13 protein-coding genes and 1 pseudogene are annotated in these 14,043 nt (G+C 69.5%); 7 read left to right on the top strand and 7 right to left on the bottom strand.

All coding sequences use genetic code 11. The features are described 5' to 3' along the window. Positions 1–17 precede the first annotated feature (17 nt). From DNK56_RS33950 to DNK56_RS33935, 4 genes are all read left to right on the top strand, one after another. Positions 18–479 carry a carboxymuconolactone decarboxylase family protein gene (locus DNK56_RS33950; RefSeq protein WP_111339898.1) on the top strand — a complete coding sequence of 154 codons (462 nt, stop codon included), beginning with the start codon at positions 18–20 and terminating at the stop codon, positions 477–479. Positions 480–618: 139 nt separating this feature from the next. Further along, positions 619–1,029 (top strand): VOC family protein, encoded by a 411-nt coding sequence (locus DNK56_RS33945; RefSeq protein WP_111339897.1) that lies wholly within the window; start codon positions 619–621, stop codon positions 1,027–1,029. 224 nt (positions 1,030–1,253) lie between these two features. Next, complete coding sequence (locus tag DNK56_RS33940) at positions 1,254–1,667, top strand: VOC family protein (RefSeq protein ID WP_111339896.1); 414 nt, start codon at positions 1,254–1,256, stop codon at positions 1,665–1,667. A 45-nt stretch (positions 1,668–1,712) separates the two neighbouring features. After that, positions 1,713–2,147: a YdeI/OmpD-associated family protein gene (locus DNK56_RS33935; RefSeq protein WP_111339895.1), complete on the top strand. Its 435-nt coding sequence runs from the start codon at positions 1,713–1,715 to the stop codon at positions 2,145–2,147. Positions 2,148–2,336: 189 nt separating this feature from the next. On the opposite strand, the gene DNK56_RS33930 is transcribed toward DNK56_RS33935, so the two are convergent. Beyond that, positions 2,337–3,104: a transposase gene (locus tag DNK56_RS33930; RefSeq protein ID WP_111334259.1), complete on the bottom strand. Its 768-nt coding sequence runs from the start codon at positions 3,102–3,104 to the stop codon at positions 2,337–2,339. Between the two features lie 169 nt (positions 3,105–3,273). Between DNK56_RS33930 and DNK56_RS33925 the strand changes: the two genes are divergently transcribed. Continuing rightward, positions 3,274–4,641: an IS1380 family transposase gene (locus DNK56_RS33925; protein ID WP_111339894.1), complete on the top strand. Its 1,368-nt coding sequence runs from the start codon at positions 3,274–3,276 to the stop codon at positions 4,639–4,641. A gap of 594 nt (positions 4,642–5,235) precedes the next feature. On the opposite strand, the gene DNK56_RS33920 is transcribed toward DNK56_RS33925, so the two are convergent. From DNK56_RS33920 to DNK56_RS33910, 3 genes are read right to left on the bottom strand one after another with little or no spacing between them, the layout of a single operon-like run. Then, the gene (locus DNK56_RS33920) at positions 5,236–6,105 is read right to left on the bottom strand and encodes an IS4 family transposase (RefSeq protein WP_111339893.1); all 870 of its coding nucleotides are present in this window, start codon (positions 6,103–6,105) and stop codon (positions 5,236–5,238) included. After that, the gene (locus DNK56_RS33915) at positions 6,102–7,370 is read right to left on the bottom strand and encodes an ISL3 family transposase (protein ID WP_111329909.1); all 1,269 of its coding nucleotides are present in this window, start codon (positions 7,368–7,370) and stop codon (positions 6,102–6,104) included. Before DNK56_RS33915 ends, DNK56_RS33920 begins: the two co-directional genes overlap by 4 nt. Before the next feature lie 29 nt (positions 7,371–7,399). Next, positions 7,400–7,810 carry a transposase domain-containing protein gene (locus DNK56_RS33910; RefSeq protein WP_111339892.1) on the bottom strand — a complete coding sequence of 137 codons (411 nt, stop codon included), beginning with the start codon at positions 7,808–7,810 and terminating at the stop codon, positions 7,400–7,402. 617 nt (positions 7,811–8,427) lie between these two features. On the opposite strand from DNK56_RS33910, the gene DNK56_RS33905 reads away from it, so the two are divergent. Then, the gene (locus DNK56_RS33905; RefSeq protein ID WP_241990226.1) at positions 8,428–9,363 is read left to right on the top strand and encodes a BTAD domain-containing putative transcriptional regulator; all 936 of its coding nucleotides are present in this window, start codon (positions 8,428–8,430) and stop codon (positions 9,361–9,363) included. A 172-nt stretch (positions 9,364–9,535) separates the two neighbouring features. Here DNK56_RS33905 and DNK56_RS33900 read toward each other — a convergent pair whose 3' ends face one another. From DNK56_RS33900 to DNK56_RS33890, 3 genes and pseudogenes are all read right to left on the bottom strand, one after another. Next, on the bottom strand, positions 9,536–10,363 hold the full coding sequence (locus DNK56_RS33900) for an AfsR/SARP family transcriptional regulator (RefSeq protein ID WP_111339951.1): 828 nt from the start codon (positions 10,361–10,363) through the stop codon (positions 9,536–9,538). Positions 10,364–10,819: 456 nt separating this feature from the next. Beyond that, entirely contained in the window at positions 10,820–11,440 is a 621-nt protein-coding gene (locus DNK56_RS33895) for a TetR/AcrR family transcriptional regulator (protein ID WP_111339891.1), read from the bottom strand. 11 nt (positions 11,441–11,451) lie between these two features. After that, a pseudogene (locus DNK56_RS33890) lies at positions 11,452–12,537 on the bottom strand (acyl-CoA carboxylase subunit beta); the annotation flags it as partial. Positions 12,538–12,707: 170 nt separating this feature from the next. On the opposite strand from DNK56_RS33890, the gene DNK56_RS33885 reads away from it, so the two are divergent. Next, positions 12,708–13,451, top strand: a complete 744-nt coding sequence (locus tag DNK56_RS33885; protein ID WP_158558563.1) for an IS30 family transposase — start codon at positions 12,708–12,710, stop codon at positions 13,449–13,451. Positions 13,452–14,043 lie beyond the last annotated feature (592 nt).

Raw genomic sequence — 14,043 nt, 5'->3', positions numbered from 1 at the left:
CCGCTGAGGGAGATGTGATGAAGGCTCGCATGACGAACCCCGCCAAGGTTCTGCCGGACGCGATGAGCGGTATTCAGAACCTCTACAAGGCCATTCACCAGGGCGGGGTGGAAAAGCACACGCTGGACCTGGTTCACCTTCGGGCGAGCCAGATCAACGGCTGCAGCGCCTGTGTCCACGCCAGTGTGACGGGCGCCAAGAAGGCCGGGGAGACCGATGAGCGTCTGCACTCCGTCGCCGCCTGGCGCGAGGCGCCGTTCTTCACGGACTCCGAGCGCGCGGCGCTGGCGCTGACGGAGGCCGTCACCCGGCTGGCCGACCACAGCGGGCAGGCCGTGTCGGACGAGATCTGGGACGAGGCCGCCGACCACTTCTCGGAGGAGCAGCTCGCCGCGATCCTCCTCATGATCGCGACGACGAACTTCTTCAACCGGCTGAACGCCACCCTTCAGGAGCCCGCCGGCGCCGCCTGGGGCTAAACGCTCCCGGACGCTCCCCGGCGGGGGCGCGGGGCGCGGGGGGCCCTCACGGATCACGGCCGGGGCGCGGCAGGAAGCGAGAGGCTCCGGTCGGGAGGGCTCCCCCGTACCTCCCCCGTACAGGCCCTAGTCTCCTGCCATGGACATCACCATTCGCACCACAGCGCTGCCGTACGACGACCCGGACGCCTCGCTCGCCTTCTACCGTGACGTTCTCGGGTTCGAGGTCCTGAGCGATGTCGGCCAGGGCCTGGCGCGCTGGATCACCGTGTGTCCGGCCGGCCGGCCGGAGACCTCGATCCTGCTGACACCGCCCGCCACCGATCCGTGTGTCACCGAGGACGAGCGCCGGGTGATCACGGAGATGATGGCCAAGGGCACCTACGGCTGGATTCTCCTGGCCACCCCTGACCTCGCCGCCACGTTCGAGAAGGTGCAGGCCGGGGACACCGAGGTCGTCCAGGAGCCGGTCGAGCAGCCGTACGGCATCCGCGACTGCGCCTTCCGCGACCCGGCGGGCAATCTGGTCCGCATCCAGCAGGTCCCCTGAGCGGGGGGCTCGTACGCGGATCGGCGTGGCGGCGCGCCCCTGTCGGGGTGCGGTGTGCGGAAGACGGGGGCCCGTGGAACCGATCAGGAATCAAGAAGCCCCGATCGGCGCACGGACCTACGGTGATGTTGCCGGGACAGGAAACGGAAGGCCGGGGCTCGTCCACCGGCCCGGCCTCCACCCCCTGCCGGGCACGTATATCTCAACCGCTCAAGGAGTACGACATGAAGGCACACGTCAGTTCGATCCTTCTCGGCGTCCAGGACATGGACCGGGCCAAGAAGTTCTACACCGAGGGGCTGGGCTGGAAGGTCCGGAACGACTACGGCGTCTCGGTGTTCTTCGAGTCGGACGGTGCCTCGCCGGTCGGTTTCTACAGCCGTGAGGGCCTGGCCCAGCAGGTGGGCACGGACCCGGCGGGCAGCGGCTTCAGCGGACTGGTCATGACCTATGTCGTCCGCAGCGAAGCGCGGGTCGACGAGGCCATGGCGGAGGCCGCCGAGGCCGGCGCCACGATCCTCAAGCCGGCCGGCGCCCTGCCGTGGGGCGGGTACGGCGGCACCTTCGCCGACCCGGACGGCTATGTGTGGAGCCTCGGCTACAGCGACCAGGGAACGGACCAGCCCTACGCCGAGTAGCGCGGCCGCATCCGGGCGGCCCGGCGGACAACCAGGAGAAGGATCATGAAGTTTCTGTCCCGCGTCGAACCCCCCGAGCCCATGCGGGGTCTGCTGGTCCCGCCGGAGGTGGTGGAGGCTCTCGGCGAGGGCTCGCGGCCGCCGGTGAAGATCACGCTCAACGGGCACTCCTGGCGCAGCCGCGTCGCCTTTCTGCGCGGCCGTCACCTGATCGGGCTCAGCCACGCCAACCGGCGTGCGGCGGAGGTCGAGATCGGTGAGGAGGTCGAGGTCGAGCTGGAGCTCGACACCGAGCCGCGCGTCGTCGTGGAGCCGGAGGACTTCGCCCGGGCCCTGGACGAGGACCCGGCCGTCCGGGCCGCGTACGACCACCTCACATACAGCCGCAAGCGCGAGCACGTGCGTGCCGTCGAGAGCGCGAAGATGCCCGAGACGCGCCGGCGGCGCATCGAGAAGGCCATCGCCGCACTGCGGGGCTGACCCGGAGCAGGTCTCCGGCCCCCCTCGCCACACCAGCCGTTCCCCACTGCCCCGCGGGCCCGCCCCGCGAGGCGTGAGGGGCGGCTGTTCGCGTTCTCCGGGCAGGTCCCAGGCCAGGCCCTAAGGGCTGTCCCGTAAATGATCTCTGAGCCGCCTTGGGCGTGGTTGGCCGTTGTGCGGGCCGTGCGTCTATCCGGCGAGGGCGAGGTTGTGCATCCGGGCAATGCCGAGCATGGCGTGGTGGACTCCGTCGCCTTTGAGGCGGCAGTCGCGGAGGATCTTCCAGGTCTTCATGCGCGCGAAGACGTGCTCGACGCGGGCGCGGACCTGCTTGTGGGACTTGTTGTGTGCTTCCTTCCAGTCCGGAAGGTCTTCGCCCTTGCGTCGGCGGTGGGGCATGACGAGCCCGGTGCCGGGATAGCCGCCGTCGGCGATCGTGAGTGTTCTGCCGACGGCGGCTTTGGCGCCGGATTCCTCCCATGCCTTGCAGTCGTTGCGGTTTCCGGCAAGCGGCCGGCCCACCACGACGACCAGGCGGGTGTCGGCGTCGATGACGACCTGATGGTTGGTCGAGTACCGGTAATTCTTGGACTGCTCCGCCACCGTGTGGTCCCGGGTGGGGACCAGGGTGCCGTCCACGATGAGGACGGTGTCCTTGGCGAACCGCTTGCGGGGCTGGAGCGCGAGCATCGGCCCGAGGTGGTCGATGATGCGGTCCGCTGCCGACTTGGACACCCCGAAGAGCGGGGCGAGCTGGCGCATCGTCAAGTTTGTGCGCCAGTACGCCGCGACCAGCAGAGCCCGGTCCTCCAGCGGGAGGCTCCACGGCCGGCCCCTGCGGACCGCATCCGCACCCTCGCGCCGCAGTACGGTCACCAGCTTGCCGAACAGGCGAGGGCTCAGCCCGGTGAACGGGGCTATCCAGGACGGCTCCGACGCCGTGATCACACCAGCCACCGCAAGATCATCTCACCCGTGACCAGCAGTTACGGGACAACCCTTAACCTCGCGCTTTCACGAGATGGCGTGTCCAGTGTTTGACCAAGAACACGAAAAGTGCCCTTGACCTGCAACGATAGGACTTGCTGAGGGTCCTGTTGGCTGCGAGGGAAAGAGCACTTTCCAGGTGAGAGAGCCTACCGGGTCATACCCTTCTGTCCGCGTCCAGGGCGACGGCCGTCAGGTGGTCTCGCAGGCTGGCTCGGTCCTGCTGGTGGAGACGGTCCGCAAGGCCGGTCTGGACACCGCGATATCAGCGGCACTCGGGCCGTGGCGGAAGCCACGGGCCGTGCACGATCCCGGGAAGGTCCTCCTGGACGTCGCCCTGGCGGTCGCGTTGGGCGGGGACTGTCTCGCGGATGTCGGCATGCTGCGGGCCGAGCCGGCGGTGTTCGGGCCGGTCGCCTCCGGCCCAACGGTCTCCCGCCTGCTCGACTCCCTCGCGGCCTCCGGGGAGAGGGCCCTGCGGGCTATCCGTTCCGCGCGGACCGAAGCACGCGAGCGCGTCTGGCGAACGGCCGGGCGGGCAGCGCCCGACACCGGCGGGATGGTGACCGTCGATCTCGACGGGGTACTGGTGATCGCGCACTCCGACAAGGAGGACGCAGCCCCGACCTGGAAGCGGACCTATGGTCACCACCCGCTCATGGGTTTCGTCGATCACGGACCGGGCGGCACGGGGGAACCCGTGGCGGCTCTGCTGAGGCCGGGGAACGCGGGTTCGAACACCGCGTCCGACCACATCATCGCCGCCCAGCTGGCCCTGGCCCAGCTGCCGAAGAAGTACCGGCGCGGGCGCCGGACCCTGGTCCGCACGGACTCCGCGGGCGGCACCCACGACTTCGTGGCCTGGCTCGCCCGGCGGGGACGGTGGCTGTCCTGCTCGGTCGGCATGACGGTCACCGAGCAGGTCCACCAGCACGTGCTGAAGGTTCCGGCTTCGGCCTGGACGCCGGCCGCCGAGGCGGACGGCGAGGTCCGTGACGGGGCCTGGGTCGCCGAGCTCAGCGGCGACGTCCTGGCCGGCCGGCCGAAGGGAATGCGGCTGATCGTCCGCAAGGAACGACCGCACCCCGGGGCCCAGTTGAGGCTTACGGATACGGACGGCATGCGGCTGACCTGCTTCGCCACCAACACTTCGGGCCGGCCGATCGCCGAGCTGGAACTCCGTCACCGGCTGCGGGCCAGGGCCGAGGACCGCATCCGGGCCACCGGCCTGCGCAACCTGCCCCTCAAGCGCATGGCACAAAACCGGGTCTGGCTGGAGATCGTGCAGATCGCTCTCGACCTGCCGGCCTGGATGCCCATGCTCGCGCTGACCGGCGAAGCCAGACTCTGGGAGCCCCGCCGCCTGCGGCTTCGTCTGCTCAGCACGGCTGGACAGCTCGTGACCACCGGCCGCCGGCGGATCCTCCGCCTGGCCCGGCACTGGCCCTGGACCAGCCACATCACCGCAGCTCTCGACCGACTCGCACTCCTCCCGAACCCCGGCTGATCAGCAGATTCACCCGTCCCTGCGAAAGACCCCCCCCACCCCGGAGCAGTGGAACCCGGCGTCCGCCCGAGACGACACTCGGGACCTCAGCCTGCACAGCCCCAGCCCACAGCACGAAAACGGTCCACCGACTCCGTCGGCGGACCGTCACGAAACTTCGAGGTTAATCTTCATGATTCCCCTCCCAGCCTTGCCAGGCCGCCATAGCTTTCCGGCCGGTTGTGAACCTTTCGATACTGCCTTAATCCGGCCGTTTCTGGCTTTTCGATGGACCAGAGGCCAGGTGCACCATACCCTTCGGCACCCACTCCCCTCCGGCCAACGTCGCTCTATTAGATGGCCGTCGCCATGTCTTTGAGTGTCGGTGACGTCGTTTCCTGCGGGGCGAGTTGCAGGGGTCTCGGCTTCGCCCGCGGCTTGCGTGGTCGTCGTTCTTCGGGGAAGAGCGAGAGGCTGATCGTGTGGGTGACCTTGGTGGTGGCGGGCTCGTCCGGTTTGAGGGTGCGGTATCCGGTGGTGCTGCGTTTGGTGGCGCGGGGTGCGGCACGTCCGGGGCGGGGACGGACGGCCTCGCGGGTCAGGTCGGCCTGGATGTCACGGATCCTGGCGGCCAGTTGCCGAGGGGGGAAAGTCCGCGCCGACGGAACGTCGGGCGGCGGCGAGGGTGTTCTTGAAGCTGATGTGCGAGACGGGGAGGTTCGCGTGGTGGGCGGCGTCCACGGCCAGGTCGTGTACGGCCTGGTAGACGCAGAGCATGGCCCACAGTTCCTGCTCGACCATGGCGGGACTGTTGGACCGGAGGGTCGCGGTGCGTCCTCCCCGCTGTTCGATCTTGATGTGCTTGAAGATCGTCTCGCTGGTCCAGCGGGCGGTGTACAGCTCTGCCAGCTCTGCGGCGGGTGCCGCCTCGGGGTCCAGGAGCGTGGTGATCAGGCAGAACAGCTCCGAGGTCTCCTCACTGTCGCCGTCCGCGCCGATCGTGGTGGTGACCACGGTGTACTCCACGGCGCGCACGGTGATCCGGGCGCCGCGCGGCCCGTTCAGGCGGGTGAGGAAGGTGCCGTCGGCCAGAACCTCATGCGGCCGCAGGGTGAAGGAATCCGAGACCCGCCACAGGAGTTCGGCCCCGGTGACCGCGGCTGCCCGCCACAGCTCATAGGCTGGAAAGCCCCGGTCGGCCATCAACAGGATGCCTTCCCGCAGGTGCACCAGGAGGCGGGCGGCCAAGGTGCGCTCGCCGACGGCGAAGGAGTCGAAGACCGCACCGATCAACGCCTTCGTGCCGCACTCCACCAGCGCGAGGAGCCTCACCTGCGGGTACGGTCCAGGCCGATTTCCGTTGGAGGCACGGGTGTAGGCGGCAGCGTTCGCCTCGCTGTCAGGAACGTCCAGCAGTGTGCCGTCCATGGAGGTCAGCCGCAGCCCGCGCCAGAAAGCGGCTCTCCTGTCGGATCCGTGGGTCATCGGTTCGCGGGTTGACGTCCTGGTAGGTGGGGTCGGTGTCCGCCGAGGCTGAGCATGGCGAGGGCGATGAGGGCGGTGGGGTTCTTGAAGCCGAAGGCGATGCGGGTGATGAGCCGGATCTTGGTGTTCATCGATTCGACGAGTCCGTTGGACAGGCCGTGCTCGGCCGCTGCGGTGATCGCGTCCCAGTGCCGGACGATGGAGCGTTGCAGGTCGACGAAGGCGTCGATGCGGCAGCGGCGGGCCCACAGCACCCAGTCCCACAGAGCCTCGGGGGTGTCGGTGCCGGACTTCAGGGCGAGACGGAGTCCCTCCTTCAGGAGGTAGGCGCGGTGGAGGACGGGATGGGCCTTGGCGACGAACTCCAGCTGGGAACGCTGGTACTGCGTGAGATCTTCGGGGTTCTTCCACAGCGCGAAGCGGGCCTTCTTCAGCGACTTCGATCCCGGCGTGGCCCGGCCCTTGCCCTTGCGCTCGGCGTTCCAGACCTCACGGCGCACGACGTCCAGGGCGTCGGTCGCCCACTTCACCGTGTGGAAGGGGTCCATCACGCGCACAGCGTCGGGGCAGTGTGCGGCAACCGGGCCGGTGACCCAGTCCGCCGCGTCGGCCGACACATGCGTGATCCCCGCGGAGCGTTCAGGGCCGAGGAGGTCGAAGAACTTGTTCAAGGTGGCCCTGTCCCGCCCGGGTTCGGCCCACAGCAGACGGCCCGAATCATGGTCCACGACGACAGTCAGGTACTTGTGCCGCTTCTTGTAGCTGATCTCGTCGATCCCGATCCGCCGCAGTCCGGCCAGCCGGTCGGCCTGCGCCTCGGCATCCGACCAGACCCGGGCGACCACGGCGCCGACCGTGCGCCATCCGATCCGCATCAGCCGGGTGACGGCCGTCTTCGAGCAGCAGGTGGCCAGCCAGGCGGCCTGCGCGTCGAAGGCGTAGGTGTGGCCGGCCCGGTGCCGGGCCCAGGGCACCGCCGCCACGGTCACCCCGTGCTCGGGGCAGGACACCCGCGGCGCGTCGGCCTCGATGAACGCCTTGAGTACCCCGACGTCCAGGGCCCGCCAGCGACGGCGTCCCTCTCCGGCGTCGTACTTCGCCGCCTTGCGGCCGCACACCCCGCACCGCTGCCGCCGTCCCCGAGCCGGACGGGCATGAGCGACGATCACCAGATCGTCGCCGCTGTCGGCCTCCTCGGCCTCGACCTGCTCGATCACCGTCTTTTCGACATCGAGCAGCCTGGCCCATATCCTCGTGTTCCGCACGCCGTACCTGGTTCTTCCGTTTCGTACCTTCAGCAGTCGAAACGTACTCCGGGTGCGGCGTGTTCTGCGCATACCCCCAGGTCAGCGACCCACGGAAGCGACAGGAGAGCCCAGAAAGCCCCCGGCGTGGCCGCAGTGCCGGTGCAACCGGCGACCCGGTCGAAGAGCAGTCGCAGCGGCCCCGCACCCAGCCGGGCCCGCGCCGTTGTCAGAGACCCCGTGCGCGCCGGACGCCACACCTCCCGCGCCCGGCGCGGCCAGTGCTCCACCAACTCCCGCAGCACCAGGCCGTATCCGTCACCGCTGAACAGCCACATCGTCAGGACGAAATACACCATCAGCCGGGCCGGCAACGACCGGGTCCGCTCCTCGCGCGCCCCCGCCTCATCGACCACGAAGTCGACCAGCTCGGGCGTGAACGTACGCGACAGCACCCCCATCCGGACCCGCTCCGGGTACGTCTCACCAACTATGTGATCTCTCGGCACAAGACCGAGACTCTACGCGATCATGAACTAAGCGAGCGACGTTGCCCCTCCGGCGATCGAGTGCGGCTCTGGCGTATCTCCAATGAATTCCGAGATATGCCGCTGACACGCCGCCGGCAATCAACGGGCGAACGGAAATTCGTTCCTCCCACATCTTTTCGGACGCGGTACGCGCTGTTAGCTTTCCGGCCATGGCGACCGACACGACGGCGCACGGCGCCGACCCGCTCCCGCGCAGACTGCCCGCCCCGGCCGGCCTGGGCACCGCCCCTGGAACGCCTGAGCTGCCGGGGCTTCCCGACGCGAAGATCCTGCTCGGCATACTGGGCCTCTGGTACCGGCAAGGGGTCCAGGCGGGCTTCCCCGATCTGACGGTCGGCCGTTTGGGAACCCGGCCTGAGAAATCCTTGAGAAACTCTTCAGACTTCCCGGTGGCCCGGTCGCACGCCGAACGCCGTGCGACCGGAACCCCTACGCTCCGATAGGAGAGGAAGGGGCCGCGTCCTTTTCGGATGGAATACCGGGAACGGATCTCCGGCCGCAGAGCCCTCGGGCCTCCCCCTGCGAGGATGAGATGGAGTTTCGAATACTGGGTCCGGTTCCAGGTCTTCGACGAGCGGACCGGCGTTCCGATCGTGCCGTCCGGCGCCAAACAGCGCGCCCTGCTCGGCGCGCTCGTCGTCAAGGCCGGCCAGGCCGTATCCGCGGACCGGCTCGTCGACGAATTGTGGGGCGAACACCCGCCCGTCAACGCCGCCAACGCCCTCCAGGCCCATGTCGCGCGACTGCGCCGACTGCTGCCCGCCCCGCCGCCGGCCGCCTCCGGGGAGGCGCCCCACGCATGGCTGGTGACCCGCGCGCCCGGATACGTCCTGCGGCTCGGGCACGCCGGCACCGACGCCCGGAACTTCCACCGCCTGGCCGCCGAGGGACGCGGTCTCGCGCCCACCGACCCCGGCCGCTCGGCCGATGTGCTGCGCCGGGCCCTGGCGCTGTGGCGCGGCCCCGCCCTGGAGGGCAGCGGCCGGGGCACGATCTGTTCCGTCGAGGCATCGCTGCTGGAGGAGAGCCGGCTCGTCGCGCTCGAATCGCTGTACACGGCATGCCTGGGCGCGGGGCGGGCCGGCGAGATCACGGGCGAGTTGGAGGAGCTGACCACCGCTCACCCGTTGCGCGAGCGCTTCCATGAGCTGCTGATGACCGCGCTGTACCGGTGCGGCCGCCAGGCGGAGGCCCTGTGGGTGTACAACCGCGCGCACCGCCGGCTCGTCCGCGATCTGGGCGTGGAGCCCGGCCCGCTGCTGCGCGGCCGCCTGGAGGCGATCCGCCACGACCCGGACCCCGCCCCGGCCCGCCCCTCCGGCGACGACGAGGGGGCGAGCGTGCGCCTGCTGCGTGCGGAACTCGCCGATCTGCGCCGCCACGTCGAGCGCCTGGCACGTGAACATCGGGAGCTGACGGCCCGCCTGGGGGCGCTCACCGCGACGCACGCGCCCACCTCCTGACCGGTCGCGCCACGTCGGTCGGCGGGCCGGAAGGCCCCGGCCTGCGCCCGGACCGCCTCGCTCCGCGACGACGCGCGGGCCCTCGGCCCGATCCGCGTTCAGCGATCCGGCCAAGGGCCCGCGCACCGGGCGGACGCGGTTCCGTGTACGGCTCCGCCCGCCCCTCACGTCGTCACCGCACCACGAGCCGTCCCTTGGCCGTTCCGGTGGCGGCGGCCGCCGGAACGGGCTCGGGACGCGCCGTGAGGATGAAGCGCTGGAGCCGGCTCAGCGCGGCCGACGGCTCCAGGCCCAGCTCCGAGACGAGGACCGTGCGCAGCCGCTGGTAGACGTTGAGCGCCTCGCCGCGGCGCCCAGAGCGGTGCAGCGCCAGCATGAACTGGCCGTGCAGGCTCTCGTGCATCCTGTGCCGGTTGACCAGGACGGTGAGTTCGGAGAGCAGTTCGCGGTGGCGGCCCAGCCGGAGGTCGGCCTCGATGCGCTGGTCGAGCGCGCACAGCCGGGCCTCGTCCAGGCGCCGGACCTCCATCTGGATCTGGCTGCCGGCCTGGACGTCGGTGAGCACGGGCCCGGTCCACAGCGACAGGGCGTCCGCCAGCCGGCGTGAGGCGCCCTCGTGGTCCTCGCCGTCCATCGCCCGGTAGCCGGCGCCGGCCCGGTGCTCGAACTCCCGGTAGTCGACGGCCCCTCCCCTGGTCTCCAGCCGGTAGCCGCCGGGCAGGGTGCTCAGGACGTCCTTGGCGGTACAGCGTTCGCTCTCGTCGTGTGCGAGCGCCGCGCCGATCAGCTCGCGCAGTTGGAGCACGTACGTCTGGAGCGTCGTACGGGCGCTGCGCGGCGGGTTCTCGCCCCACAGCTCCTCGATCAGCGTGGCCACCGGGACCACCTGGTCGGCGTGGAGCGCGAGCAGGGCCAGCACCTGGCGCGGTTTCGGCGCGGTCGGCGTGACCGAGATCCCGTTCTCGGTGACGGACAGCGCTCCGAGCAGGTTGATGTCCACGTACTCCCCCAAAGGTCGCTGCAGGCGGGTGCCCGGCCTGCGCGTTCCCGCGTTGCCCGTTCTGCCGGGGCCGGATCGCGATGGCGCGTCCTGGCTACTCGATAAAAAAACAGCACAGTCGGTTTGTCAATCCCCAAGGGTTCAAGACAAGCCCCCGACATCGATCTCCGGCCACACTCAGCCCGCGCTCAGCTCCCCCTCAACCGCCCGGAGTCCGGCATCCCAGCAGTTCAAAACGCACAATTGCCACCCTGGAGCATCCCTGCGCAGCGAAAGCCAGCCACTACGACGTGGCCGAATCCGATGCCAGGGAGCCCAGGGTGGCGGGCAGTGCGTTGCCATCTCATGGAGAGGCGCTGCTAAAACAAACCAGCTGGTCTCTTCAATGGGTGCGGAATGTCTCAAAGATCCCTCGAAAGTGGACAGACCCCGGGGCCTGTCCGCCCGGTACCGGCCCTAGGGTCTCCCCCGGGTTCCCGCGGGGTCCAGCGTTCCGAGCGGGGCCGGTGCGGCCAGGGCCGGGAGCAGCAGTTCCCAGAACCGCGCGACCGTGCGGGGGGCCAGCCAGACGGCATCCCGCGCGCCCAGCACCTCGAAGCCCGCGATCGCGCCCACGACCGCCGTCACGATCCCCTCCGGCTCGGCGCCCGGCCGCAATTCGGCCGCCGCGCCGGCTTCCCGTACGAGGTCCTCGACCCAGCGCCGCAGGTGCACCCGGAGGTCCGCCCCCGGCTCCCACGCCACGTCGGCGCAGAGCACGAACCCGGCCCGCAGCACCACATCGGTGGTCAGCTCGCGTGTGAGCGCGTGGGTGACGTCGACGAGGTGCTGCAACCGGCTCCGCCCGTCCGCCGGGGCCTCCAGCACCGCCCGCAGCCGGGCGAGCGCGGCGGCCTCCAGGGCCTCCACCAGGGCCCCCTTGCTGACGAAGTGGAAGTGCAGCGCGCCGTTGCTCACTCCTGCCCGCTTACTGATCCCGGTGAGCGAGGTGGCCGCCAGCCCCTCCTGGGCGACGATCTCGGCGACCGCCCCGATCAGGGCTTCCCGGGTGCGCATCGCGCGTTGCTGCCGTGCCATCGAGCGCTCCGTTACTGCGGGGGGTTGCCGTGCTTGCGGGCCGGTACGTCGGCGTGCTTGGTGCGGAGCATCGTCAGCGCGCCGATGAGCACCTCGCGGGTGTCGGCGGGGTCGATGATGTCGTCGACGAGCCCGCGTTCGGCCGCGTAGTACGGGTGCATCAGTTCGGCCTTGTACTCCTTGACCATCTGGGCCCGGGTGGTCTCGGGATCGTCCGACTCGGCGATCTGCCGGCGGAAGATGACGTTGGCGGCGCCCTCGGCGCCCATGACCGCGATCTCGTTGGTGGGCCAGGCGTAGGTGAGGTCGGCGCCGATGGACTGGGAGTCCATGACGATGTAGGCCCCGCCGTACGCCTTGCGCAGGATCAGGCTGATCCGGGGCACGGTCGCGTTGCAGTACGCGTAGAGGAGCTTCGCCCCGTGCCGGATGATGCCGCCGTGCTCCTGGTCCACGCCGGGCAGGAAGCCGGGGACGTCCAGAGGAGTGATGATCGGGATGTTGAAGGCGTCGCACATCTGGACGAACCGTGCGGCCTTCTCGGACGCCTCGATGTCCAACACGCCCGCCAGGGCCTGCGGTTGGTTGGCGACGATGCCGACGACCTGCCCGTTGAGCCGGGCCAGCGCGCAGATGATGTTGCGGGCCCAGCGCTCGTGGATCTCCAGGTAGTCGCCGTCGTCGACGATCTCCTCGATGACCTTGTGCATGTCGTACGGGCGGTTGCCGTCGGCCGGTACGAGGTCGAGCAGTACCTCCGAGCGGCGGGTCTGCGGGTCGGAGCACGGCTCGCACGGCGGGTACGCGCGGTTGTTCTGCGGGAGCATCGACAACAGGTAGCGGACCTCGGCGATACAGGTCTCCTCGTCGTCGTACGCGAAGTGCGCGACGCCCGAGATCTCGGCGTGCACATCGGCGCCGCCGAGGCCGTTCTGCGTGATCTCCTCGCCCGTCACCGCCTTCACCACGTCCGGGCCGGTGATGAACATCTGCGAGGTCTCACGGACCATGAACACGAAGTCCGTCAGGGCCGGACTGTAGGCCGCGCCGCCCGCGCACGGGCCCAGCATCACGCTGATCTGCGGGATGACGCCTGTCTTGAACGGGGTCTGGCGGCCCCACCTGAACGGGGTGAGTTCTAGATCTCGTCGCAACACAAGACCCCAAAGGTGTTGCAATGACGAGGAAGCGTCGAGGAGTTAAAACGCGTGGACCTGCTGCTTTGGCAGATAAGCGTGATCGCTACCTTCGGCTCATGGCGCAAGGGATGAGTAACTCGGCTGCTTGCCGAGAGGTCGGTGTCAACCGCAAGACGGGCTACCGCTGGACCTACGGGCGGACGGTGAAGGCTGCGACCGGCGAGGACTACGTCTACGCGCCGATCGCAGAGAAGAAGGGCGGTCAGGTCTCCGACCGCTTCCTGTCCGAGGACGAGCGCGTACAGATAGCCGACCTGCTCTGCGCGGGCCACTCTCTGCGCTCGATAGCCCGCCGGCTGGGCCGCAACGCGTCCACGATCAGCCGCGAGCTGCACCGCAACAGCATCCCCGCCACCGGCGCCTACCAGCCCTTCCAGGCCCAGCGCCGGGCCGTGGCCCGGCGGGCGAGGTCGAAGGGAGGAAAGCTCCGACGCGATCCAGAGCTGAAGGAGTTCGTCGAGCTGCACCTGGGCAAACGCTGGAGCCCCGAGCAGATCAGCCGAGCACTGCCAGCCGCGTTTCCCGGTCAGCCGGAACGTCATCTGTCCACGGAGACCATCTACCAAGCGATCTACCTACCTCACCGCGGCGGCCTGGACCGCGCGCCGGGCCAGCTACGGACCCGGCGCAAGCACCGGCGCAAGCGTCGCCGCCCCGACCAGCGCCTCACCCGGTTCAGGATCACCGGCCTGACCATCAAAGAACGCCCCGCCGAAGCCGCCGGCCGGGCCGTCCCCGGCCATTGGGAGGGAGACTGTGCGACACGAAGTTGCACGAATTTGAGTGGACTGACCGATTGGAGGGGCGGCTGATGAGGCCGTAGGTGCAGTCTCGGGTCCGTGTCCGTATAACCCGTCCCCGCCCTTGACGTGCGATGCCGGTAACGGCGTGGTGCGAAGCTCAGGGGAAAGCCCAAGGGCTCCCGTTCCATCCGGGAGTCACCGGCAAGGGGAAGACCGGACGGGTGAACGCAAGTGAACTCCCGATGATGCCTCGTGATCCCAAGCCCCGCCGATGGAAGGTTCCAGTGGGGTGCAAGGCTGGCCGCTGAGAAGCGGCAGGCGCTGGCCGGCAGAGGTCACTCCGGCCAGGCGGACACCGCCGCCTCGGGGTAAAGGGAGCACCCACCCCGGTCGTATCTCATTCGTGTGGAACGTGGAAACCCCGTTGGGGTCCGGGCCGTAGCGGTCCGGTCGGCCGACCGTGAGGAAGGCTCAACTCCCCAGCGGGAACAGGATGGCCCAAGAAGCCAATGCCGGAAGCCGAAAGGAAACGGGAACCCGGGCATGACGACCGGCCTCTCCGCTGGTCGCCCGCATAACCGTCCGGATACGGGTGTCTGCCCGGACCTGAAAGGGTGCTGACGTGGGCCAGGTGAGCCTGTGCGGACTCGCTGAACGAGGA

The sequence above is a fragment of the Streptomyces sp. AC1-42W genome (genome assembly GCF_003248355.1).
In the GTDB taxonomy this organism is placed as follows: Bacteria; Actinomycetota; Actinomycetes; order Streptomycetales; family Streptomycetaceae; genus Streptomyces.
Note: the sequence above shows the minus strand (reverse complement) of the source record. Positions and strands in the feature narration are given on the sequence as shown.